The sequence below is a fragment of the Salinisphaera hydrothermalis C41B8 genome (assembly GCF_000732535.1).
Taxonomy (GTDB): domain Bacteria; phylum Pseudomonadota; class Gammaproteobacteria; order Nevskiales; family Salinisphaeraceae; genus Salinisphaera; species Salinisphaera hydrothermalis.
Genome location: NZ_APNK01000012.1, coordinates 45,971 through 67,599, shown reverse-complemented (window position 1 = coordinate 67,599; position 21,629 = coordinate 45,971). Strand labels below are relative to the sequence as shown.

Genomic DNA, 21,629 nt, shown 5'->3' with positions numbered 1-21,629 from the left:
GACGGGTGCTGCGACCGCCGGATACGATGAAAGACGACTGGATCGACGCCGATGCCTGCACACTGTCCCGAGCGCTGGACGAGCGGCGAATTGGCGCCGAGGCGCTGATGCAGTGTTTTCTGGAACGCATCGATGCGGTCAACGACCGACTCAACGCCATCGTGTCGCGTCGCCCGGCCGATCAGCTGCTGGCCGAGGCCGCGGCACGCGATCGGGCCTGGGCGGCCGGCAAGCCGCGCCGCGGCTGGCTGGATGGCCTGCCGATGGCGATCAAGGATCTGTCGACCACGGCCGGGCTGACCACCACCTTCGGCTCGCCGCTGTTTGCCGATCATGTCCCCCATGCGGACAATCTCATGGTCTCGCGTTTGCGCGCGGCGGGCGCGATTTTCATTGGCAAGACCAATACGCCCGAGTTTGGCTTGGGCTCCCAGACCTACAACCGCGTGTTCGGCGCCACCGGCTCCGCCTACGATTCCAGGCTGACGGCGGGTGGCTCGTCCGGCGGCGCGGCCGCCGCGTTGGCCGCACGCATGGTGCCGATCGCCGACGGCAGCGACATGATGGGCTCGCTGCGCAATCCGGCGGCCTATAACAACGTTTTCGGCCTCAGGCCGTCGCCGGGCCGCGTGCCGGCACTGCCGGTGCCGGACGTATTCTCGCCCAGTCTGGGCACGGAAGGCCCCATGGCCCGCTCGGCCGCCGATCTGGCCGCGCTGCTGGCGACGCAGGCCGGGCCCGACGCGCGCGCCCCGCTATCGATCCGCGAGGATCCGGCCGGATTGGCAGCGCCGCTGTCGGGTGATATCGAGGGGCGCCGCATCGCCTGGCTGGGCGACTGGGATGGGTATTATCCGCTGGAGGCCGGCGTGCTCGAGGTCGGCGAGCGCGCGTTGGCCCGGCTATCCGAGGCCGGCTGCGAGATCCAGCCTTGCACGCCGCGTTTCGACCCGGATCGGCTCTGGCAAGCCTGGTGTGTGCTGCGCCAGATCCTGGTAGCTGGCAAGTTCGAGATGCTGTACCGCGATCCCGAGAAACGGGCCGCGCTCAAGCCCGAAGCCGTGTGGGAAATCGACGCCGGACTCGGCCGTACGGCCATCGAAGGCCACCATGCCCAGGTCACGCGCAGCGCCTGGTTCGCCGAGCTGAACCGGCTGTTCGACGAGTACGATGCGATCGCGCTGCCCAGTGCCCAAGTCTTTGCTTTCGATCGCAATCGCTGCTGGCCCGACCGCATCGCGGGTCGGGCGATGGACACCTATCATCGCTGGATGGAAATCGTGATCCCTGGCTCCTTGTCGGCCGGACCCACACTCGCCCTGCCGGCCGGCTTCGATGATCGCGGAAGGTCGATGGGCATCCAGCTGTTGGGCTGCCAGCGCGGTGAGCGCGGGCTGTTGGAGATCGCGGCCGGCTACGAGGGGGTTGCGGCCGACGTGCTCGGACGTCGGCCGGCGTTGTAAGACTCCCTCAGCTGGTGTTGCCCATCGAGCCGGGCGGCGGCGGCAGATCGTCCGGCACGAAGAAGTCCGGCCACAGTTCCTGGCTTGGGTCGACGGCATAGACCGAGAAGTCGGTGACGCCGGCGTCGGCGAGCACGCGATCGTCCATGCAGAACTGGCCGGTAAATTCGCGCGCGGGCTGCGTGAGGATGACATGCGCGGCGTCGGAGACGATCTCCGGCGTACGGCAATGCTCGCGCAATTCCTTGCCGCCGATCAGGTCGATCGCGGCGGTAGCGATGCCGGTGCGCGGCCAGAGCGCGTTGAAGGCGATGCCGTCGTCGCGGAATTCCTCGGCCATGCCCAGCACGCACAGGCTCATGTTGTACTTCGCCATCGAATAGGCGACGTGCGGCGCGAACCACTTGGGCTGCAGATCGAGCGGCGGCGACAGGTTGAGCACATGGGGGTTGTCGGCCTGTTTCAGATACGGAATACAGGCCTGGCTGACCAGAAACGTGCCGCGGCCGTTGATCTGGTGCATCAGATCGTAGCGCTTGGCCGGCGTGTCGGGTGTCTTGGTCAGCGAGATCGCGCTGGCATTGTTCACGCAGATATCGATGCCGCCGAAATGCTCGGCCGTGCGCCGCACCGCCGCCTCGACGGCGTTTTCGTCGCGAATGTCGCACACCAGCGGCAGGGCGCGCCCGCCCGCCGCCTCGACCTCGGCCGCGGCGGTATGGATCGTGCCCGGGAGTTTCGGGTGCGGCTGATCGGTCTTGGCGGCAATCGCGATGTTGGCACCGTCCGCGGCGGCGCGCTTGGCGATCGCCAGCCCGATGCCGCGCGAGGCGCCGGTGATGAACAATGTTTTGCCCGCCAGGCTATTAGCGCCCGGCGTTTTTAGCTCGGCCATGAGCTCCTCCGAAGGATTGATAGTGCGTTATTCATTTTTTCGGCAGCGCCAGGCGCATCACGCGCTCGGTCAGCCATGGCGGCATGCCGCTCGGCGCCATGCGGCCGGCGCGCATCAGCCAGCGATAGGACAGCCCGGGGACGACCTGCGACGTACGGCCAAGACCGCGCAGCCCGGCGCGTGCAACCTCGTCCGCCGACAGGATCGCGCCCGCACGTAGTGGCCAGGGCCAGCCCGATGGATCGAAATTCACCTTGTCGAAGAATTCGCTCTGGGTCAGACCGGGGCAGAGCGAGACCACGTCGATACCGCTATCGGCGAGTTCGGCATGCAGCGCCTCCCCGAAAAAGCGATTCCACGCCTTGGTCGCGGAATAACCGGCGAACTCGGGGCTAGGGAGAATGCCGGCGATGGACGCCAGCATGATGATGCCGCCGCGGCCCTCGGCGCGCATGGCCCGGCCGAAGTGATGCGTGAGCTTGAGTGGCGCGCGGCAATTGAGCGCCAGCGTGGCCAGCTCGTCGTCGAGCGCGTGATCGAGGAAGCGCCCGGTCTGCCCCGCGCCGGCGTTATTCACCAGCAGGCCGATATGGCGCAGATCCAGTGCTTCGAGGATAGTGTCCAGGCCGTGTTCGTCGGTCAGATCGGCGGCAATCGCCAATGCGCGCGATTTCGTTTCGGTCTCGATATCGTTGGCAATGGCCTGCAGGCGATCGCCCCGGCGGGCCACCAGCGCCACGTTCACGCCGCGCGCGGCGATCTGGTGGGCGAATGCCTCGCCAATGCCGGAGGAGGCGCCGGTGATCAGCGCCCACGGGCCGTATTGGTCGGAAAAACGAGCCATGGCTAGTTTAGCCAGGCCAGGCCGGCGTTGAGGTACAGCGCATAGCTGGCCCAGATCAGATAGACCGCGAACAAGGCGCCGGCGATGCGATCAGCGCGCCAGAACGCCGCCGTGGTGGCGGCGATCGCCACCCAGAGCAGCAGAATCACCAGCAACGCCCAGCCCAGCGCATGTGCGCCGAACGCCACCGGCATCCAAAGCGCGTTGAGCGCGAGCTGGACCACGAACAGGCTCAGTTCGCGTCCGAGCCCGCGGGCGCGCCAGACACGCCATGCGGCCACGGCCATCGCGATGTACAGCAGGGTCCAGACGATCGGAAACGCCGCATCGGGTGGTGTGCCGGGTGGCTGGGTGAGGGCCGCATACCAATCGCCGGGCGGCGCGAGCGCGCCGGAAAGCGATGTCAGCGCCACCAGAATGCCGCAGACAGCGGCGGCCAGAGTCGGGTTGAAAGGCTTGCGCGCGATGTCTGTCGTCATGGCCGGCTCCTGCAATCAGCCCGGGGTGCCGGCCGTTTCCAGCAACAGGCCGGGCATCGCCTCGGATGTGCCGAGATAGGGCGCGATCTCGATGGTCACGTTCGGGTGCATGGTGCGCGTCTGTTCGACCTCGGCCGGAATATCCTCGGCGACATGGCGGCCGGCGGCGAGAAAATACGGCAGCACCGTGACGTGCGTGGCGCCGCGCTCGATCAGCCGTTCCAGGCCGTCCGGAATGCTCGGCGGGGCCAGCTCGAGAAACGCACAGTCGATGGCGGCGAAGCGGTCGCCGGCGCTTTCGCGGACGCGATCGGTCAGGGCCCGGACTTCATCGTTGGATTCGGCCCGGCGGCTGCCATGGGCCACCACCAGTAAAGCGTGTATCATGCAATCAACCCTGATGAAACGAACGGCCACACGAGAATATCGGTGGCTCGTTCCGCGATCCATCGATGCTATCAGACGCCACCGGCGTCCTCCTTGATAGAATAGCGCCCCGACCGACAAACGCCGCCTTTTTGGCGAGGTTCGAAATGTCAATGCCCCAGAACGAACCCGTGACCTTCACGCGCGACTGCGAGGCCGTGCTGATCCCGGCCGGCGATACCGTCGAGATCCCGGTGGGCACGCATGGCAACGTTACCCAGGCCCTGGGTGGCTCGTTCACCGTGTATATCGCCGGTAACCTCATCCGCATTGCGGGCGAGAATGCCGACGCCATCGGCAAGGAAGCGCCGGAACCGCTGGCGCTGCCGGAAAACGCCACCGCCGAGGATGTCGAAGCGATGGTGTGGGAACAGATGCAGACCGTTTTCGATCCGGAGATCCCGATCAATCTGGTCGATCTGGGTCTCGTCTATCGCTGTGAATTCGATCACTCCGACCCGGACAACCGCGTGGTCGATATCGACATGACGCTCACCGCGCCCGGCTGCGGCATGGGCGATATTCTTGTCGACGACGTCCGCTCGAAGGTGCGGATGGTGCCGACCGTGGCCCAGGTCAACGTCGAACTCGTTTTCGACCCGCCCTGGAGCATGGAAATGATGAGCGATGCCGCCAAGCTGCAGGTGGGCATGCTTTAGCGTGTCCCGGCGCTGCTGTGTCGGTCTTCGATGTTCTCGGTCCGCCGATGAACCTAATAGGCGCCAATGGCGGACGGGGTTTCGCGACCTGCTTAGTTCCGGAGCGTCGCCGGTCCTGACTCTTCGTTCCTTAAGCTGTTTCCGCAGATCGACACAGATCACGCAGATGGCGGTTAATCCTTGGAGGCGCGAGCTAGATCGGGGGCGCGAGCGGCCATTGACGCTTCGTTCTCCGCGCTGACTTCGGGGTCAATTGCGGGTTAGCGCCTCGAATCCGCTACCCCACGAGAGCACAACCTTATCTGTGTGAATCGGCGTTGATCGGTGAACTGCTTTATTCGCCGAACGAAGCCCGAAAGTGCAATGGCGCCTAGTGCCAATTGGGTCGAAAGACTCGTCCGCCATCGCGTCATTCGCGTTTATTGGCGGCCTGGATTCGTGACCGCATTGGCCCGGGGACGCCGCGGGCACTGGCCCTTTGTTCCTTAAGGCGTTTATCCGCAGATCGACACAGATTCACGCAGATAGCGGTTAATCCTTGGAGGCACGAGTTCGATCGGGGGCGCGAACCGCTATTGACGCTTCGTTCTCCGGGCTGACTTTGGGGGCGGCGTTCCGGCCGACTCAGTTGCGCGTTAGCGCCTGGAATCCGCTACGCCGCAAGAGTACAACCGCATCTGTGTGAATCTGCGTTGATCGGTGGACAGATTTATTCGCCGAACGAAGCCGGGAACGCACGATGGTGCTTCAGGCGTGTGAAACGGTAGCCCGGTCCCGGGGGCGCGATGCGCTGCCTAGAAGTGCATGATGCCCAGCACGCCGATGACGATCAGATAGGCGGCCACGATGTAGTTGAGCAGCCGCGGCGCCAGCAGGATCGCGACGCCGGCGACCAGAGAGATGACGGGTGCAAGATGGCCGCTGCTGATGGTAATCGTCATGGGGTCGTCGTCGTTTGTTGGGCGGAGCCGGCAGTTTCGATGATGCGCTGAATCGGCACAAGCGGCAGCCGCAACCCAGTCACGGGTCGCTCTCGCTTTGTTCGAGTTCGGCGCCGATCAGGCGTTCCAATCGCGCGCGCTGGGCGGCGATCACTTCACGCGTGCCGGCCTTTAGGTCGCGCGTGGCCCGCATGGCGGCAAAGCCCTCGGCGAGCAGGTCGTAGGTTTGGCCCAGGCCGAAGGTGCGCGCCGGGGCGCTGGCGAGTTTGAAGGCCCACCAGGCCGCGCGGTTGTCGGCATAGTCGGCGACCAGATCCACCAGCTCCTCCAGCCACAGAATCTGCTGCAGTCGCGCCTCGCGCCGGCCGACGCGGCGCAGCGCGCGGACATAGCTGTGCGGGTTAAGCGTGGCGTGCTCGGCCAGCAGTGCGTCGGTCATGGCGATATCCAGGCTCTCGGCCGCGGCCTGCAGCTCGATGGCGATCACCAGCGGCCGGTCGCGATCGACGATGCGATCCACCGCCCGCGCCACTTTCTGCGGGCGTCCGGTGAGTTCGGACCAATCGGCATCGCGATAGAAACGACGGGTCAGGAAGCGCAGCAGGGCGTGGCCGTCGTAGGCCGCCACGCGCTCGGTGTGAAACGCCGCGACGTGATCCGACTGCCAATGCCGTAGTTCCGACAGGCGCTGGTGAAACGACGGATCGTCACGGGCGGCGATCTGCGCGCGGGCCTCGCTGAGCGCGGCGAGCGCTTCGCTGAGCGGGCGGGGCGCGACCGTCACGGTTGGGCCGGGACGCGGCCGATAGCATCGGTCTCGAGGCTGCCGAGATAAAGCCACTGGCCGGCTGGCGTCACGCTCGTGATGGGGGCATAGGCATTGTTGCGGTCGTCGATGCGCTGGCTGATGACGTGGCCGTTGTTGGCGACATGCACGATATGGCCAACGTGCGCTGGCGCCGGCTTGAGCCAAGATGGCAGGCGGTGAATGACTTCGCGCAGCCATGGGTACGGAGCGGCGAAATCCAGCACCGTGTTGCGCGGCGCGAACAGCGCGATCCAGAAACCGCGATGCGCGGTATCGGCGTCGATGCCGTCGGGGAAGCCCGGCAGGTCGTCAATGAACACATCGTGCGCGCCCGCGTGCGGACCGGTGAGCCAATAGCGCGTCACGCGGTAGGCCCCGGTTTCGGTGACCAGGACATAGGCGTCATCGGGCCCGAGGGCCACGCCGTTGGCGAACTGCAGGCCGTCCAGCAAAACATCGGTGCGGCCGGTTTTCGGATCGTAGCGCAGCAGCCGTCCGTCGCCGTGATGTTCGAGGATGGCAGTGCGGTAAGCCGTATGCGGCCAGCGGCTGCTGGCGTCGGTGAAATAGACGCGCCCGTCTTTCGCGACGGTGACATCGTCGGTGAAGCCGAACGGACGGCCGTTCGCGCTGCTCGTCAGTTCGGTGATCTGGCCCTTGCGGTTGATTGCAAGCAGGCCCTGATCGGCGTCGGCGACGTACAGCGTGGCGCGTTGCGACCCCGGCGATGCATCGCCGGATGCCGCGTTGTCGGCATCGGCCACCGTTCGGTCAGCTCGGCTCGTGCCGTCCGGGCGCTGATGCTGCTTGGCGCGCGGCAGCGGCGGGCCGAACGCCAGACCCAGCGGGCGGCCGTTGGTGGTCGCGAACACCTGACCGTCGCTGCGGCCGGTCGCCTTGTCGGCATCGAAACGACGAATGGTACCGTCGGCATAGCCGGCGTACAGCCGGCCCTCGGGACCGATGGCGACGGTTTCCGGGCCGGTGCCGGCGCCGATGCCCAGCCGCGTGAGCGCCGACATCGGACGGGTGTCGCTATCCAGGGCGTGCACCGGCGGCGCCTGCCATGCCACCGGGTCGAATCGCGACGGCCAGAGCGTGGCGTAGGCCACGAAGCCCGCGACCAGGATCAATGCGAGCAGCAGTATCCTCATGTTCCTCCAGCAGTCGCGCGGTCAAAGCGTTCGTTCCCGTATACTGCCAGTGACCCGTGAATGACGTGCCTATTCATACCGGCCCATGACCGACCACGCCAACCCCGACCTGCAGGCCAAGCGCCGCGCCAGTCTCGCACGCATCCAGAAGCTGGCGTACTGGCTCGACGATGCGTTTCGCGTGCCGATCATCGGTAAGCGCGTCGGCATCGACGGCATTATCGGCATGGTGCCGTTCGCCGGCGATTTTGCCGGTCTGGCCCTGTCCAGCCTGATGATCGGCGAAGCGGTGCGTCTTGGCGCACCCAAGCGTCTGCTGGTGCGCATGGGCGCCAATGTCGGCGTGGATTTCGTTATCGGCTTGGTGCCGGTGGCTGGCGATTTGTTCGACATGGCTTACAAGGCAAATCGCCGTAACCAGGCGCTCGTGCAGCGCTGGCTGGAGGAGGTGACCGGAGAATCCAAGGGTTCGCGCGGCAAGGAGTCAGTGGCGATCCTGTTGGGCGTGGCGGCGGCGCTGGTGGTGTGCGTCGGGCTGTGGCGCGCCGTCTTCGGTTGAAACGAGTCGAGGTGCCGCCCGAGCGCCGTATTGGCGACCGTGCGACGATCCAGGGTCGAAGCGACTCGATTGGCCCAAGCCTCGTGTCTTGCCCAATGTCGGCGAAAACGTCCGGCGCGGCCTGCCTCGTTCGATAGTCACAGGGTCTCGCGATCATGGATGATGAAACACGCTGCTCGCCGCGCCGCCTGCGCGACATTCTTAGTGCCGCCATGGCCGATCGATCGTTTCGATATGAGCCGATCGAGCTGGCGGGCGGCGGCCGTGTTATCGATCGCGGGCCGGGCATCGCCGAACTGGTACCGGCCGCGCCCGTGCCGGATGCCGCGGCGACGATTATTTCGGCTGGTATCCACGGCAATGAGACCGCGCCGTTGGAATTGCTGTTGCATCTGGCCGGAGATCTGGATGATGGTGGCATAACGGTTGGCGCGCCGACCTTGCTGATCGTGGGGCATCCCGCGTCAATCGTCGCCGAAACCCGCTACATCGAAACCAATCTGAACCGTCTCTTCACGCGCGAGGTCGCGGCCGGCAACACGCGCGAACACGCTCGCGCCCGCGAGTTGATGGACGCGGTGGATGCGTTCTGGGCGGCGCATGCCGGCCCAGGCACAGGCGAGGACCAACGTACGACGCCCTTGCATCTGGATATGCACACCGCGATCCGCGAAAGCCGTTATCCACGGTTTGCGGTCGAACCCTTGGCCGACATCGAAACGCCGGCCTCTGTCTGGCGCGTGATGGCTGCGGCCGGTCTGCAGGCGGTACTGTCTCAGCACGCGCCCAGCCCCACGTTTTCGCATTACAGCCGGGCGGTGCACCATGTGGTGGCGTTCACGCTCGAACTTGGCCGAGTCGCAAGATTCGGTGGCAACGATCTGGCGCCGCTGGCGTCGATGGCCGATTGGCTGGCTGCGCGCGTGTCCGGGCAGCCCGCGGCCGAAACGCCGCTGGAGGCGCTAACCTTCTTCCGCGTGGTCGACGAGCTGTGCCGCGTCAGCGAAGATTTTTCGCTGGGTTTCGACGACGATGTCGCCAATTTCACGGCGTTTGAGGTGGGCGTCGTGATTGCGCGCGACGGCGAGGCCGGCGAGACGGTGGTCGCCGATGCGCCGGTGTATGTTGTATTTCCCAATGCGCACGTGGAGCGCGGCGCGCGTGCGGCTTTGCTCGCGCGTCCCGTGTCCGCGTCGAGCCCGCAGGCCTCGGGCGCGCCGTCTGGCGGCTAACACAGCGGCCTGTCTGGACAAGACCGGCAAGCGCCGGGTGGCGGCATGAAGGCGCCGCCACGCCGGCGTATACGACCGATGCGTGATGTCTTTGTGATCACACGGCTGCTACGCTAGCGCGTTTGCTGCACCGCGAGGGCGACTAAACGCGCATGGCAGATAACGCGATACCGCTGGTCGTTCGGGACCTGCACAAGAGCTTTAACGACAATCCGGTGCTCGAAGGTCTTTCACTGGAAGCACATGAGGGCGACGTTATTTCGTTGATCGGTGCGTCCGGGTCGGGCAAGAGCACGTTTCTGCGCTGCATGAATCTGCTCGAGATCCCGAATGCGGGCGACATCGTGGTCCACGGCGAGAGCGTCAAGTTCAAGACCCGACGCGGCGAGCGCGAGCCGGCGGACTGGAAGCAGGTCGAGCGCATTCGGGCGCGGCTATCGATGGTGTTTCAGGGCTTCAATCTCTGGGCCCACATGACGCTGATCGGCAACGTCATCGAAGCGCCGGTGCATGTGCTCGGCAAGTCGAAGAAAGAAGCGCGCGAACACGCCATGGCGCTGCTCGAGCGTGTGGGACTGGCCGATCGCGCCGATTATTTCCCGGCCCAGCTGTCCGGCGGCCAGCAGCAGCGCGGCGCGATCGCTCGCGCGCTGGCCATGGACCCGGAAGTGATGTTGTTCGACGAGCCGACGTCGGCGCTGGATCCGGAACTGGTCGGTGACGTGCTCAAGGTCATGCGCGAACTGGCCGACGAAGGCCGGACTATGGTCGTGGTGACCCATGAGATGGATTTCGCGCGCGATGTATCGTCGCAGGTGATCTATCTGCACCAAGGGCGGGTGGAAGAAGCCGGCAAGCCCGAGGACGTGTTTGGCAATCCCAGCTCGGAGCGGCTCAAGCAGTTCCTGGGCCCCCGATTCTGATTCGCGCCCGATGATTGATTTTCATGGATACGGCTGGCGGCTGCTCGGTGGCGCGTTGCTCACCGCCGAGCTCGCCGTGCTTTCACTGGTGCTGGCGTTGATGATCGGGCTGGTAGTGGCCAGCATCAAGTTGTCGCGCTCCTCTGTGCTACGCGGATTCGCGCTGCTTTACACCACGATTATCCGCGGCGTGCCGGATCTGGTAATGATGATGCTGCTGTTCTACGGCGGCCAGATTGGCGTGAACATGGTGGTCGACCAGTTCAACAGCTGGCTCGGGACGAACGTCTTCATCAACGTCAACGCGTTCATGGCTGGCGTCATTACGCTCGCCGTAATCTACGGCGCGTATATGTCCGAAACCTTCCGAGGTGCGTTTCTGGCCGTGGATGCCGGCCAGATGGAAGCCGCGCGCGCCTACGGCATGAGCGGCTGGCTGGCGTTTCGACGGGTGCGTTTTCCGTTGATGATGCGCCATGCGTTGCCGGGCATTAACAACAACTGGATGGTGCTGCTGAAGTCGACGGCGCTCGTGTCCATCATCGGCCTGTCCGACATGGTGCATATTGCCGACCAGGCAACGAAGGCCACCCATCAGCCGTTCCTGTTCATGGTGCCGGTGGGGCTGGGTTATCTGGCGATCACGAGTGTGTCCGAACTGGCCGTACGCTGGCTGCGCCAGCGTTACGATGCCGGCTTCCATACCGCCAAGCGGGGGGCGTGATGGAACACTGGCTCGCCCAGGTTGCGCCATTCCTGTCGCACAACACGATTTTCACGCCGGCCACGCTGGCGGCGTACTGGGGCGGGATGGTCACCACCGTCCAGCTCGTCTTCATTTCGCTGGTGATCGGTATCGTGCTGGCGATCCCGCTGGCCATAGGGCGGGCGTCGCACCGGGTGTGGATTTCCGGGCCGATCTGGTTCTACACCTATGTGTTCCGCGGCACGCCGCTACTGATCCAGCTGTATATCGCTTATTACGGCTTCGCCTTCATACCCGGCGTGCAGCAGAGCTGGTTCGCGTTCTTCATCAACAATGCGTTGTATCCGGCCCTGCTGTCCTTCGTGCTCAATACAGGGGCGTATACGACCGAAATCTTCTACGGCGCCATCCGGGCCACGCCGCGCGGCGAACTGGAAGCCGCACGCGCCTATGGGATGTCGAGCTTTACCGCTTATCGGCGCATCGTGCTGCCTTCGGCGCTGCGACGGGCATTGCCGGCCTACGGCAACGAGGTGATCTTCATGCTGCATGCCAGCGCGATCGCCAGTGCGGTGACCATCACCGATATGACCGGCGTGGCCTATAACGTCTATGCCGAGTTCTATTCGCCGTTTCCGCCGTTCATATTCGTGGCGTGTTTGTACATGGCGCTCAGTTTCGGCATCCAGGGCGTGTTCCGGCTCGCCGAAAAACGTCTGCTGCGTCATCTGAAGCCCGCCTGAGGCGATTCGCTGGCTCGATATTGCACGTTTTGTGCATGTTCACGACGCGATATCCGTGGTTCAATCCAGCTGTCTGCCGGACGTGGGGATTGCGTTGCGGCCGAACTCATTCACGAGGACCGAATCGATCATGAAAAAACTGCTGACCGTATCAATGCTTGCCGCGAGCGTGGTTGCGGGCGCTGGCGTGGCGACCACCGCAAGCGCTGCGGGCGACAACGTGCGCATCGCCACCAACGTGCCCTACGAGCCGATGGAATACACCAAGCCGGATGGCACGCTGACCGGATTCGATATCGACCTGGGCGACGCACTGTGCAAGCAGGCTGGCCTGCATTGCAGCTGGGTCCAGCAGGACTGGAACGGCATCATCCCCGGCCTGATGGCGCGTAAGTACGATGCGATCATGTCGTCGATGACCATCAACGACAAGCGCAAGAAGGCCGTGTTGTTCTCTAATCCTTACATCGTCGTGCCGTCGGCGTTCTTCGTGCCGACCGACAGCCCGCTGCACAAGATTGATACGGCGACGCTCAAGGGTAAGAAGATCGGCGTGCAACGCGGCACGGTCCAGGACGACTACGTCACCGATAAGTACGGCGACGACGCCGTCATCAAGCGTTACCAGAACGCCGACGACGTGGCCGTGGACATGTCGGCTGGCCGTCTGGATGCCGCGTTCTTCGACCAGATCACCGGTCAGAGCACGCTGATCAACCCGCATCCGAAGAAATATCGCCAGGCCGGCCCGGATCTCACCGGACCGAAGAAGTACTTCGGCGATGGGTTCGGTATCGCGTTCCGCAAGAACGAGCAGGATCTCGCGGCCAAGTTCAACAAGGCTCTGAAGACCCTGAAGGACAACGGCACCTACGCGAAGATCTACAAGAAGTATTTCCACAAGGCGCCGCCGGCTAAAGACGACTCCTGATCCACGGCATCGGCCGTTTTAAAGGCGCCTTCGGGCGCCTTTTTTTTAAAATAACGGCCGGTGATAGCCGCAATATCAGATCGTGTTGCGTAGGTCGGATTAGGTGCTTGCACCGTAATCCGACAGCCGGGCCTCGAAACCCGTGGGGTGAGCGCCGGATTACGCGTTATGCGCTAATTCGATCTGATGCTAAGGCATTGTTTTTACTATTTATAGGCGGAATAAAGGTTGGTCTGCACCCTTTTGGGGGCGGTGGGCGAACGGAATCGAAGCACCGTCTCGGGACCTGCTGCGCTCGCCGCGAAAGCCCGCCGATTGCCAGAGCGCCGTGGCATAACTCAGTCGCGGGACATCAGACTGCCGTGGCACGCGGACCGAGCAGCGTATCGAGCGCGATACGCTTGGATTCGGCCTCGATTTCGGCATAAAGCGCGAACGGGTCGATCACCGGTCGGCCGAGGGCCTCTTCGAGTGCGGCCTGACTCGCGGCCGCCGCGCCGTTGCCGGCTTCGCCGTTGCCGAGGTTGGACTGGAAAATACCCGCCGCGCTCACGGGCAAAAAATCCTCGTATACGATCGGATGCGCCTTGATTCGGCCGGCCGCGAGCAGCGCTTCCAGCGCGCTGTGATCGTCGGTCGGCGCGGCCGTATCGCTTGTGGCCTCGCCGACCGCCTCGTAGCGGAAATACGCCAGTTCGCGCCGACGCAGGGTTTCCAGATCGTCCGGAAATTCCTCGAAAATGCCGGCGAGCGCGGCCTGATAATCTGCGTTGGAACTGCTTTTGTAGGTCTGGGCGGCGGCCAGGAGACGATCGTAGAGCGCGCGACCATCGGGCGTGAGCGCCACGCCGCGTTGTTCGATCTCGCCGAAGCGGGCCGTGTGGCGGCCTTCGGTGTCGCCGGCAAACCGAATCGATTCCTCCAGTGCCTTGAAGCTGGTCTGGCGCAGCAGGATCGGCACGGCCCGCTGCGGCGGGCCTTCGATGATGGCTTTGGGGGTGATGCCGTATTCCGGCATGGCCGCCTGGGCGGCGTCGATATCCAGCGTACGTGGCGTCAGGTGATTGATATGCGGGCCACGGAAGCAGACGACGTCGGCGATCAGCCGGTGCTCGGCGGCGAGCGCTTCGTAGGTGGCATAATCGACCGTGGCGTTCTCGTGCCAGCGGAAGGTTTCGATCGCTTCGGTGACGAATTCGTCGGCCTCGGCTTCGGCCAGGCCGCCGTCGATCTCGAAGCGCGCGATCAGCTCACGTACGCGCGGCGTGAAGATATCGCGCTGGGCGAGAATATCGGCCGCGCGCTCGCGTAGATCGGCGTCTCCGATCAGGTCCAGCCGCAACAGCGAAGTGAACAGCCGGAATGGATTGATCGATAACGCCTCGGTATTGACCGGCCGGAACGCGGTCGAGTGCACCGGTACGCCGGCCGCCGCCAGATCGTAGTAACCGACCGGCGCCATGCCCATCACCGCGAACAGCCGCGTCAGCACGGACAGCTCGGCGGGCGTGCCGACCCGGATCGCGCCGTGGCGTTCGACCGATAGGCGGTCGAGCTCGTTGGCTGCCGCCATGCGTTTGGCGAGCGCCGGATCGTCGGCCAGTGTGCGTGCGTTGATGTCGGCGACCAATGCCAGCAGCGTGCCGTACTGTGGGACTTCGTCCTGATACATCCGCGACATCGCCGAGGCGAAGCGATCGCGGATCGAGGCGGCGGAGACGAATGAATCGGCGGACATGGGGGCTCCGGATCGCCGTCACACGAAAACGCGATGCGGCAGGATGACTGACCCCGCTAGTCTGACATCGCCGCCCGCGCTTACGCTATTTTGACCGGCCGCTCAGAAAATCCGTCAGGCAGCGGCCCAGCGAGGTGGTCGTTGCCAATCGGGCAACATAGGCGCCGAGTGCGCCATGCTGGCTGGCCTGTAGTGCCGCGGCCCGCGTGACGGCGGCCAGAGTGGCGATCGAGGCGAGTACGGCGACCGCGATCTGTATCCAGATGGAGTGGCTGGGCAGGGTCATGCTCAAGGCCGCGACCGTGGCCAGCCAGCAGACCAGAAACAGCGGCATGCGCACGACGTCGGCCGCGATCAGCACATAGCCTGCCCAGCGCGGCAGGCGTTGGCCGCCGTGATTGTGAGAACCGTTGGGACCTTGTTGCGGCATGGCGTGATCCGGAAACGATTGGGAAACGGCCGGGCGTTGACCCAGCCCATTGGCTCATTATGCACAGCAACGGCGCTGGATGCAGCGCGCCGCGTCCTTACAGGCGCTCCACCGCGAGCGCCAGCGTCGGTGTCAGCGGCAAGCGTGGCAGTAGTGTTGCTTGATAGGCATGATACAAGTCGGGCTTGAGGTGGCCTTCGTGCGGATCGGGGCCGAGTTCGGCGTTCAACTCCTGCAGCCAGCTGCCGCGTTCGTCGTCGATATAGACATCGCGCATGAAATCCCAGAGGCGCCGATACCAGATCTCGAAGCGGGCCTCGCTGGTACGGTCGGCCAGCGCCGCGGCGGCCGCGGCGGCTTCGGCATGGGTCCAGTGGCGGCGGCGGGTCGAACTCGGTGTGCCGCGCCAGTCCACGGTGTAGACCATGCCGGGTTGGCCATCGGCCTCCCAGCTTTCGTTCATCGCCTTGTCGAACAGTTGTCTGGCGTCGTCGGCCAGCCAGTCGGGCGCTTCGAGCCCGAGCCCGGCTTCCAGATGCAGCAACAGGCGTGCCCATTCGCAGCCGTGGCCCGGCGTGACGCCAAACGGCTTGAAGCCATCGTCGGGTTGGTCGGCGTTGTAGTCGGGTAGAATCCGCCAGTTGGCGTCGAAGTGCTCGACCACGCGCCAGTCGTGGTCGGCGGCGACGCGATGAATGAGTCGGTGCGTGATCGCCAGCGCGCGCTTGTGCCAGACGCGGTCGTCCAGTACATCGGCCAGTTCCAGGCACATTTCGGTGGCATGCATGTTGGCGTTGGCGCCGCGATAGTCGGCCAGCTCGGACCAGTCGCGCGACCAGGATTCCACGTAGGCTTGTTCGGCCTCCGACCAGAAATAGCGCTCCAGCACGGCGAGTACGTCGTCGAGCAGTGCGCGGGCACCTTCGATCTGGGCACGCACCGCACTGGCCGCACCCAGTGCGACGAAGACGTGGATATAACACTGCTTGGCCTCGTCGAAGCCGTCGTGCGGGGCGGTCGCGAACCAGCCGTCGTGTTGGTCGTCACGCAGCAGCCCGGCGAGCGCGACCACGCCGTGATGCGCAAGTGTCGCCGCGCCCGGCACGCCCTGGATCGTGGCCAGCGCATAGCAATGCGTCATGCGCGCCGTAATCAGCGTATCGGCGGTCTGGGAGGCGAGTTCGCGGTTGCCGTCCAGCGGCCCGAAGCCGCCGCCGGGTAGGCAGGACGCGCGATAGAATTCGAGCAGGTCGAGCCCTTCGGCGGCCAGCCAGTGGCGGTGGGTCTCGCGGTCGATCCAGCGGCGGCTGTCGATATCGTTCTTGGCCATCATGCACTCCCCGTCCGCGGTTCAGGCCGGCTAGTATGACTGCTCGCCCGACCGTTGACGACAGTGCCGCGGTAACCTCTTATTTTGAGCGGGCACTTTTTCTGGGGGCGTATCGGGTTGAATCAAATTACATGATGAAAATAGGGAGGATTGCCACCAGAGCCGGCAATACTACGGTAAAGAATCCGACAACACCGAATAACCTGCGAAGTAATATTCGATCGTCGATTGCCGTGGCGTTGCCCATGATCATCGCGCCCCCGACATGAACCGGGCTGATCGTGGTCGTTGAACCAACAACGCCGATCGCAGTGAGAATGGCCAGCCCGGCAGCCGGTATGTGGCCAGTGGCGGTTAAGGCCAGAGGCGCGGCGATGGTCAGTACGGCGAGTGTTGATGAGTCTATATTGCCGATGACGGCGGTGAGGTAGATGACGAGTAACACGCTGACAACCGGCGCCAGCGCGCCTTCAAGTATGGATTCGAGCGCGTTGATCGTTCCCAATTGCCCGAGAACACCAATATAGACCAGCAGCCCGGAGAGCAACAGAATGACGGCCCAGGGCACGGCTCTGATGATCGCTTTCTCATCAGGGTGAAAGACGAGCTGAAGCGCAAGTGACAGAGCTAAGGCCACCAGGCCGATGTCGAGAGGAAAAGCCGCGACCAGCCCGACGAAGATCAGGATCGCCGCCAACGAGCAATAGCAATAGGCTTTCGCCCTTCTCGCCGTGGTCGACGGTTGTGTCTCGGCGGCGTCGAGATCGTGGTTCTGTACGGAAGTGTTCAAATGCGCCTGTTTGGGATCGAGTTGCCTGTTCACACGCGGCAAGATAATGCTGGTTAGCACGGCCAATATCAGCTGCACGGCCAGAACTGCACCAAAAAGCACCCAGGGGTTGTACGCGAGATTTGCCCGCTCTGCAGCGGTCTGTAATGCCGCGCCATACGGGCTGATCGGTGAGAATGCACCCGAGGTGGCGCCCCATACGCCGAGAATCGCGACGGTCATGTAATCGATGCCGCTGGCGCGCGAGAGCTTGGCCGCAACGGGAGTGACAATGGCGACCACCGCGCCCGGAAAGCCACCCGCTGCGGAAAGTACTGCGCCCAGCGCGAAGGGCACCCAAATTAGGATTCGACTCTTCTTGCCTACCAAGCTTAATACTTTGCTCAATAGCCATTCGATCGCGCCACTACGTTCGGCGTGTGCGAACAACATGGTGACTCCAATGATCAACAGGCATAGGTCAGCTGGGAAATGTGTGAGGTAATTTTGGGGCGCGATGCCGGCGGCTGCACCGAGAAGGAATACCGCGGCGAAGGCGATTATGCCCAGATTGACCGAGCGCCATATCGATATACCAACCGCCATTGCAAGTAACGCAATTGATCCGAGCTGTATTGGGGTCATGCTTTACTCCGGTCGTTGATGCGAATCGCAGCCGCATAGCGTTTGGCGATTTCGGAACACGCATCGTCGGTCACTCTTGGAGAGCGTCCAAACGTGTTCCCGCTTTATTTCCTGGCATCTCGATCGCCGAACGGTTTTCGGCAGCCAAACGTTCACCGCTCATCTCTCTTGCGCCATTCTTGCGGCTAGGTCGGCGACGGCCGCCGATCCATTGCGCTATCCCGTGGAACGGTGGTGCGGATTATCATGGAGAGGTGGTACTATTAATATAGTACCTTCGTGGTACGATGTTTACCGTACCTCTGTGAGAGGTTTGCAATGAATCAAGAACTTCCGGTTCCCGGTCTCAATGAGGTCACGCTCAGCGAAGCCCTCAAAGCGTTGGCCGATAACGGTCGCCGAGCTGTCATTCTCGATTTGATGAGCCGTTCGCCTGAGGAGCATCCCTGCTCTTCTTTCGATCTGCCTAAGGCTAAATCCACGCGGACTCACCATTGGCGGGTGCTACGTGAGGCGGGCCTAGTCACGCAGCGAGAGGTTGGAAACGGAAGCTTCGTTCGACTGCGAAAGGACGAATTCGAGGCGCGTTTTCCTGGCTTGCTGCAATCGATCCGGCAGGCGGACATGAACGGCGCCTAACGCGCGGTATTCGATTGTTCGAATCATTTGAGCCAGTGTGAGGAGTGAACCCCAATGACCACAGGGCCGGTATTGAAGAACCCATCCAGCAAGATCGAGCAGGCCCAGGTGCGATTGGTCGATATGCCGTTGGAATCCGCGCGTGGCGGATCCGGGGCGACACAGTTGCAGTTGGCGATCGTCAGGGTAACCGATGAAGACGGTGCCATTGGCACCGGCTATACCTACACTCTGGGGCCCGGGATGGTCGCGACGGCGGCGCTGCTCGAAGAACTGCATTTGCCGGCAATCGTTGGATTGGCAACGGAGCGATGGGATCAAGAGTGGTATCGGCTACGCGATACTACCCATCGACTGGGTAACGGCGTACCTCTGCTCGCCACCTCGGCGGTGGATATCGCGATATGGGATTTACGTGCGATGCGGGCCGAACTGCCGTTGTACCGCCTCTTGGGAGCGCAGCGTGACCGAGTGCCCGTCTACGGCAGCGGCCGTGCTACACACGCGATGACCACCGAGCAACTTATCGAGGGCTCGATTTCGTACGTCGAGGAAGGTTATACGGCGGTCAAGCTCAGAATTGGCGCACGGCGACCGGAAGAGGATCTTGCGCGTGTTGCTGCTGTGCGTGCAGCGTTGGGAGAGGGTATCGGTATCATGATCGATGCCAATGAACGGTTGGATTTGCCGACGGCGCAATGGTTCGCATCGCAACTCGTCGATCTCGGTGTGCAGTGGTTTGAGGAGCCGCTCGATTCTCGGCACATCGAAGGTTATCGCGCTCTCAGCCGAGGGCGCACACCTCCGCTGGCCGTTGGTGAACATGTTCTCGGGCTCAGTGCGTTTTCGAATTTCGCGGGGACAGCATCAATCTGGATGCCAGATGTTCCATTGACCGGCGGTGTTTCCGAATTTAGAAGGATCGATTCCCTTGCCGAAGCACATGGTGCGGTGATCACGCCGCACTTCCTGCCCGAACTTCACGTGCATCTGGTGGCCGCTGGTCGTGCGGCGACTTGGCTCGAACATTTCCCGTTGCTCGATGACTTGCTGTCCGAAACACTCCAAATCGACAACGGCTGGGCGATGCCCCCAGAGTACCCAGGCCACGGTTTGCGATGGGACCAGGAAAAAATCGAGCGATTCACGGTGCGTTTGCATGAAACCAGCGTGTGAACATACGAATTATGGCGGTGCGTCCTACGCTTTTATCAATGGGTGAGATACATGAGCATAGTTCGCAAACACCGGTGCGGATCAGTGGGAAACATTGAGCGTTCGTAGGTCTTGAATTTGATACATCTGCCAGGAGAACTCCAAACATGCGAATCGGAATTTTCGGCGCGGGCGGCGTGGGAGGCTATTTTGGCGCGCGATGGGCCGCCGCCGGCCATGACGTCACGTTCGTGGCGCGTGGCGCCCATTTGGCTGCGTTGCAAAAAGACGGCCTGGTCCTACATAGTCCGCGCGGCGATCTTGAGATCGACACGTTCACCGCCGTCGAAGATATAGACGATGCGCCGGATCTCGATTTGGTGATGATCGCGGTCAAGCTCTGGTCCACCGAAGAGGCCGTGCGGGCGCTTCGAGCGCGTGCGAATCAGGGGACGGCCATCGCGTCGTTTCAGAACGGGGTAACGCAATACGATGTCTTGCGGCGGGAACTGCCCGAAGCGTCTCTTCTCGGCGGGATCGCCTTTATTTCCGCGACGATCGAGGCGCCGGGGGTTATTCGTCACCATAACGCGTTGCAGAGTCTGAAATTCGGCGAATTCGACGGGCGTGAATCGGAACGTGTCAAAGCCCTGAAGGCGGCCTGCGACGAGGCCGGTATCGAGGCGGAAATCTGTGCCGACATCGAATCGGAACTTTGGCAGAAATTCGTGTTTCTGACCGGCCTTTCAGGCGCGACGGCCGTCATGCGTCAGCCGATAGGGCCGATCCGCGAAAACAGGCAGACGCGCTCGTTTCTTTACGACCTCATGAATGAAGTCGTTGCCGTAGGGCGGGCCCGCGATATCGACTTGCCCGAGGATTTCGCAACGGACCGGCTGGCTTTCTGCGATGGCCTGCCTGGCGACATGCGCGCCTCAATGGCGTACGACCTCGCCAATGGCAACCGCTTGGAGCTGCCCTGGTTGTCGGGCGCAGTCGCAGATTATGGCCACAAACTCGGAATCGCCACGCCTCGCAACCAAGCCGTCGCCGATATCCTGGCGCTGTACACCGATGGCGCCCCGTCGCAGCGGGCCGAATCAGGCGGGTAACGGCCCTTCGCATCTGACAATGGCTGATTTTGTCGCAATGGTCGAAGCATCTTCGAGTCACGAAATAGTTGGGGCGAATGGTTAGATCTGGAACGTTCAATCATTTCGGCCCTGATTCGGAAATACTTCGTCACATAGAAGACCGTTCCGATGTTTGAGCTTTTTGAAACATTCGATGTCGATGTTGGAGACGTCCGGATTCACGGGCGGATCGGCGGCCATGGCCCCGGGTTGCTTTTACTTCATGGTCATCCGCAAACGCACGTGATCTGGCATCGCATTGCCGACCGGCTGGCGGCGCATTTTACCGTCGTCGCGACCGATCTGCGCGGTTATGGCAGCTCGAGCAAACCCCGTGGGACACCGAACCACAGCAATTACAGCAAGCGCACCATGGCGGCGGATCAGGTCGCGGCGATGGCGTCGCTCGGCTTTCCTCAATTCAAATTGTTGGCACACGATCGAGGCGCGCGGGTTGGTCACCGTATGTGCGTGGATCACGCGTCCGCGGTCGAGCGGGCCATGTTTCTCGATATTGCGCCGACGCTTGATATGTATGAGCAGACCGATCGGCAATTTGCGGCGGCCTACTTCCACTGGTTTTTTCTCATCCAGCCATTTCCGTTTCCCGAACAATTGATTGAGGCTAATCCAACGGCGTATATCGATGGCGTCATGGGCAATCGCCATGCCGGTCTGGCGCCTTTTGCAGATGAGGCGCTGGCCGCCTATCGACAGGCATTGGCCTGCCCGGGTACGGCGCATGGAATGTGCGAAGACTATAGAGCCGCGTATAGCATTGATCTGGTACACGACCGAGACGATCGTCAGCAGGGCAGAAAAGTGAAATGTCCTTTGCGTATTCTCTGGGGCAAACACGGCGTCATCGAATCATTGTTCGATCCACTGACTTTATGGCGATCATGCGCCCACCAAGTAGACGGTCACGCAATCGATTGCGGTCATTATCTCGCGGAAGAAGCCCCGGAAACGCTACTTGCCGAGGCGCTCGATTTCTTGGTTGATTGATCCGTTTTCTTGTTCGCTG

General features: G+C 63.0%; 23 protein-coding genes. 12 read left to right on the top strand and 11 right to left on the bottom strand.

From position 1 onward, the window contains the following. Positions 1-26 precede the first annotated feature (26 nt). A complete protein-coding gene (locus tag C41B8_RS09860) occupies positions 27-1,463 on the top strand; it encodes an amidase (protein ID WP_037337258.1) in 1,437 nt (478 codons plus the stop codon). A 7-nt stretch (positions 1,464-1,470) separates the two neighbouring features. On the opposite strand, the gene C41B8_RS09855 is transcribed toward C41B8_RS09860, so the two are convergent. From C41B8_RS09855 to C41B8_RS09840, 4 genes are read right to left on the bottom strand one after another with little or no spacing between them, the layout of a single operon-like run. Continuing rightward, a complete protein-coding gene (locus tag C41B8_RS09855; protein ID WP_037337256.1) occupies positions 1,471-2,358 on the bottom strand; it encodes an SDR family oxidoreductase in 888 nt (295 codons plus the stop codon). A gap of 31 nt (positions 2,359-2,389) precedes the next feature. Beyond that, the gene (locus C41B8_RS09850) at positions 2,390-3,202 is read right to left on the bottom strand and encodes an SDR family NAD(P)-dependent oxidoreductase (RefSeq protein ID WP_051883354.1); all 813 of its coding nucleotides are present in this window, start codon (positions 3,200-3,202) and stop codon (positions 2,390-2,392) included. 2 nt (positions 3,203-3,204) lie between these two features. Then, positions 3,205-3,681: a TspO/MBR family protein gene (locus tag C41B8_RS09845; protein ID WP_037337253.1), complete on the bottom strand. Its 477-nt coding sequence runs from the start codon at positions 3,679-3,681 to the stop codon at positions 3,205-3,207. 15 nt (positions 3,682-3,696) lie between these two features. Beyond that, positions 3,697-4,068: a sirohydrochlorin chelatase gene (locus C41B8_RS09840; RefSeq protein ID WP_037337251.1), complete on the bottom strand. Its 372-nt coding sequence runs from the start codon at positions 4,066-4,068 to the stop codon at positions 3,697-3,699. Positions 4,069-4,214: 146 nt separating this feature from the next. Between C41B8_RS09840 and sufT the strand changes: the two genes are divergently transcribed. Then, the gene (sufT, locus tag C41B8_RS09835; RefSeq protein ID WP_037337249.1) at positions 4,215-4,766 is read left to right on the top strand and encodes a putative Fe-S cluster assembly protein SufT; all 552 of its coding nucleotides are present in this window, start codon (positions 4,215-4,217) and stop codon (positions 4,764-4,766) included. Positions 4,767-5,560: 794 nt separating this feature from the next. Here sufT and C41B8_RS20100 read toward each other — a convergent pair. From C41B8_RS20100 to C41B8_RS09825, 3 genes are all read right to left on the bottom strand, one after another. Further along, positions 5,561-5,707, bottom strand: a complete 147-nt coding sequence (locus C41B8_RS20100) for a DUF3096 domain-containing protein (protein ID WP_084188787.1) — start codon at positions 5,705-5,707, stop codon at positions 5,561-5,563. Between the two features lie 79 nt (positions 5,708-5,786). After that, positions 5,787-6,491: an FFLEELY motif protein gene (locus C41B8_RS09830; RefSeq protein WP_037337246.1), complete on the bottom strand. Its 705-nt coding sequence runs from the start codon at positions 6,489-6,491 to the stop codon at positions 5,787-5,789. Then, entirely contained in the window at positions 6,488-7,669 is a 1,182-nt protein-coding gene (locus C41B8_RS09825) for an SMP-30/gluconolactonase/LRE family protein (protein ID WP_037337243.1), read from the bottom strand. The genes C41B8_RS09830 and C41B8_RS09825 overlap by 4 nt, the downstream gene beginning before the upstream one ends. An 85-nt stretch (positions 7,670-7,754) precedes the next feature. On the opposite strand from C41B8_RS09825, the gene C41B8_RS09820 reads away from it, so the two are divergent. From C41B8_RS09820 to C41B8_RS09795, 6 genes are all read left to right on the top strand, one after another. Next, the gene (locus C41B8_RS09820; RefSeq protein ID WP_051883353.1) at positions 7,755-8,228 is read left to right on the top strand and encodes a DUF4112 domain-containing protein; all 474 of its coding nucleotides are present in this window, start codon (positions 7,755-7,757) and stop codon (positions 8,226-8,228) included. A 212-nt stretch (positions 8,229-8,440) separates the two neighbouring features. Further along, positions 8,441-9,460 carry a succinylglutamate desuccinylase gene (locus C41B8_RS09815; protein ID WP_051883359.1) on the top strand — a complete coding sequence of 340 codons (1,020 nt, stop codon included), beginning with the start codon at positions 8,441-8,443 and terminating at the stop codon, positions 9,458-9,460. 152 nt (positions 9,461-9,612) lie between these two features. Then, a complete protein-coding gene (locus tag C41B8_RS09810; protein ID WP_037337241.1) occupies positions 9,613-10,383 on the top strand; it encodes an ABC transporter ATP-binding protein in 771 nt (256 codons plus the stop codon). A 10-nt stretch (positions 10,384-10,393) separates the two neighbouring features. Next, entirely contained in the window at positions 10,394-11,107 is a 714-nt protein-coding gene (locus C41B8_RS09805; protein WP_037337237.1) for an ABC transporter permease, read from the top strand. Continuing rightward, a complete protein-coding gene (locus C41B8_RS09800) occupies positions 11,107-11,832 on the top strand; it encodes an ABC transporter permease (RefSeq protein WP_037337235.1) in 726 nt (241 codons plus the stop codon). Before C41B8_RS09805 ends, C41B8_RS09800 begins: the two co-directional genes overlap by 1 nt. Positions 11,833-11,962: 130 nt before the next feature. Beyond that, positions 11,963-12,763, top strand: a complete 801-nt coding sequence (locus C41B8_RS09795) for a transporter substrate-binding domain-containing protein (protein WP_037337231.1) — start codon at positions 11,963-11,965, stop codon at positions 12,761-12,763. 352 nt (positions 12,764-13,115) lie between these two features. Here C41B8_RS09795 and hglS read toward each other — a convergent pair whose 3' ends face one another. The 4 genes from hglS to C41B8_RS09775 all read right to left on the bottom strand — a co-directional run bounded on the left by hglS (position 13,116) and on the right by C41B8_RS09775 (position 17,675). Continuing rightward, positions 13,116-14,501, bottom strand: a complete 1,386-nt coding sequence (gene hglS / locus C41B8_RS09790) for a 2-oxoadipate dioxygenase/decarboxylase HglS (protein WP_037337229.1) — start codon at positions 14,499-14,501, stop codon at positions 13,116-13,118. A gap of 85 nt (positions 14,502-14,586) precedes the next feature. Continuing rightward, positions 14,587-14,931: a hypothetical protein gene (locus C41B8_RS09785; protein WP_037337226.1), complete on the bottom strand. Its 345-nt coding sequence runs from the start codon at positions 14,929-14,931 to the stop codon at positions 14,587-14,589. 97 nt (positions 14,932-15,028) lie between these two features. After that, positions 15,029-16,261 (bottom strand): AGE family epimerase/isomerase, encoded by a 1,233-nt coding sequence (locus tag C41B8_RS09780; protein WP_037337335.1) that lies wholly within the window; start codon positions 16,259-16,261, stop codon positions 15,029-15,031. A gap of 127 nt (positions 16,262-16,388) precedes the next feature. Continuing rightward, positions 16,389-17,675, bottom strand: coding sequence for an SLC13 family permease (locus C41B8_RS09775; protein WP_084188785.1), 1,287 nt, complete (start codon positions 17,673-17,675; stop codon positions 16,389-16,391). A 318-nt stretch (positions 17,676-17,993) separates the two neighbouring features. On the opposite strand from C41B8_RS09775, the gene C41B8_RS20095 reads away from it, so the two are divergent. The 4 genes from C41B8_RS20095 (at position 17,994) to C41B8_RS09760 (ending at position 21,610) form a co-directional block, all read left to right on the top strand. After that, positions 17,994-18,314: an ArsR/SmtB family transcription factor gene (locus C41B8_RS20095; protein ID WP_084188784.1), complete on the top strand. Its 321-nt coding sequence runs from the start codon at positions 17,994-17,996 to the stop codon at positions 18,312-18,314. 54 nt (positions 18,315-18,368) lie between these two features. After that, positions 18,369-19,490: a mandelate racemase/muconate lactonizing enzyme family protein gene (locus C41B8_RS09770; protein ID WP_037337222.1), complete on the top strand. Its 1,122-nt coding sequence runs from the start codon at positions 18,369-18,371 to the stop codon at positions 19,488-19,490. Between the two features lie 146 nt (positions 19,491-19,636). After that, positions 19,637-20,581, top strand: coding sequence for a ketopantoate reductase family protein (locus tag C41B8_RS09765; RefSeq protein WP_037337220.1), 945 nt, complete (start codon positions 19,637-19,639; stop codon positions 20,579-20,581). A gap of 150 nt (positions 20,582-20,731) precedes the next feature. Next, on the top strand, positions 20,732-21,610 hold the full coding sequence (locus C41B8_RS09760) for an alpha/beta fold hydrolase (RefSeq protein ID WP_037337218.1): 879 nt from the start codon (positions 20,732-20,734) through the stop codon (positions 21,608-21,610). Positions 21,611-21,629 lie beyond the last annotated feature (19 nt).

Bases quoted from the DNA above. Each gene is read 5' to 3' on its own strand.
- C41B8_RS09860 (WP_037337258.1), top strand. From the start codon at position 27: ATGAAAGACGACTGGATCGACGCCGATGCCTGCACACTGTCCCGAGCG.
- C41B8_RS09855 (WP_037337256.1), bottom strand. From the start codon at position 2,358: ATGGCCGAGCTAAAAACGCCGGGCGCTAATAGCCTGGCGGGCAAAACA.
- C41B8_RS09850 (WP_051883354.1), bottom strand. From the start codon at position 3,202: ATGGCTCGTTTTTCCGACCAATACGGCCCGTGGGCGCTGATCACCGGC.
- C41B8_RS09845 (WP_037337253.1), bottom strand. From the start codon at position 3,681: ATGACGACAGACATCGCGCGCAAGCCTTTCAACCCGACTCTGGCCGCC.
- C41B8_RS09840 (WP_037337251.1), bottom strand. From the start codon at position 4,068: ATGATACACGCTTTACTGGTGGTGGCCCATGGCAGCCGCCGGGCCGAA.
- sufT (WP_037337249.1), top strand. From the start codon at position 4,215: ATGTCAATGCCCCAGAACGAACCCGTGACCTTCACGCGCGACTGCGAG.
- C41B8_RS20100 (WP_084188787.1), bottom strand. From the start codon at position 5,707: ATGACGATTACCATCAGCAGCGGCCATCTTGCACCCGTCATCTCTCTG.
- C41B8_RS09825 (WP_037337243.1), bottom strand. From the start codon at position 7,669: ATGAGGATACTGCTGCTCGCATTGATCCTGGTCGCGGGCTTCGTGGCC.
- C41B8_RS09820 (WP_051883353.1), top strand. From the start codon at position 7,755: ATGACCGACCACGCCAACCCCGACCTGCAGGCCAAGCGCCGCGCCAGT.
- C41B8_RS09815 (WP_051883359.1), top strand. From the start codon at position 8,441: ATGGCCGATCGATCGTTTCGATATGAGCCGATCGAGCTGGCGGGCGGC.
- C41B8_RS09810 (WP_037337241.1), top strand. From the start codon at position 9,613: ATGGCAGATAACGCGATACCGCTGGTCGTTCGGGACCTGCACAAGAGC.
- C41B8_RS09805 (WP_037337237.1), top strand. From the start codon at position 10,394: ATGATTGATTTTCATGGATACGGCTGGCGGCTGCTCGGTGGCGCGTTG.
- C41B8_RS09800 (WP_037337235.1), top strand. From the start codon at position 11,107: ATGGAACACTGGCTCGCCCAGGTTGCGCCATTCCTGTCGCACAACACG.
- C41B8_RS09795 (WP_037337231.1), top strand. From the start codon at position 11,963: ATGAAAAAACTGCTGACCGTATCAATGCTTGCCGCGAGCGTGGTTGCG.
- hglS (WP_037337229.1), bottom strand. From the start codon at position 14,501: ATGTCCGCCGATTCATTCGTCTCCGCCGCCTCGATCCGCGATCGCTTC.
- C41B8_RS09785 (WP_037337226.1), bottom strand. From the start codon at position 14,931: ATGCCGCAACAAGGTCCCAACGGTTCTCACAATCACGGCGGCCAACGC.
- C41B8_RS09780 (WP_037337335.1), bottom strand. From the start codon at position 16,261: ATGGCCAAGAACGATATCGACAGCCGCCGCTGGATCGACCGCGAGACC.
- C41B8_RS09775 (WP_084188785.1), bottom strand. From the start codon at position 17,675: ATGACCCCAATACAGCTCGGATCAATTGCGTTACTTGCAATGGCGGTT.
- C41B8_RS20095 (WP_084188784.1), top strand. From the start codon at position 17,994: ATGAATCAAGAACTTCCGGTTCCCGGTCTCAATGAGGTCACGCTCAGC.
- C41B8_RS09770 (WP_037337222.1), top strand. From the start codon at position 18,369: ATGACCACAGGGCCGGTATTGAAGAACCCATCCAGCAAGATCGAGCAG.
- C41B8_RS09765 (WP_037337220.1), top strand. From the start codon at position 19,637: ATGCGAATCGGAATTTTCGGCGCGGGCGGCGTGGGAGGCTATTTTGGC.
- C41B8_RS09760 (WP_037337218.1), top strand. From the start codon at position 20,732: ATGTTTGAGCTTTTTGAAACATTCGATGTCGATGTTGGAGACGTCCGG.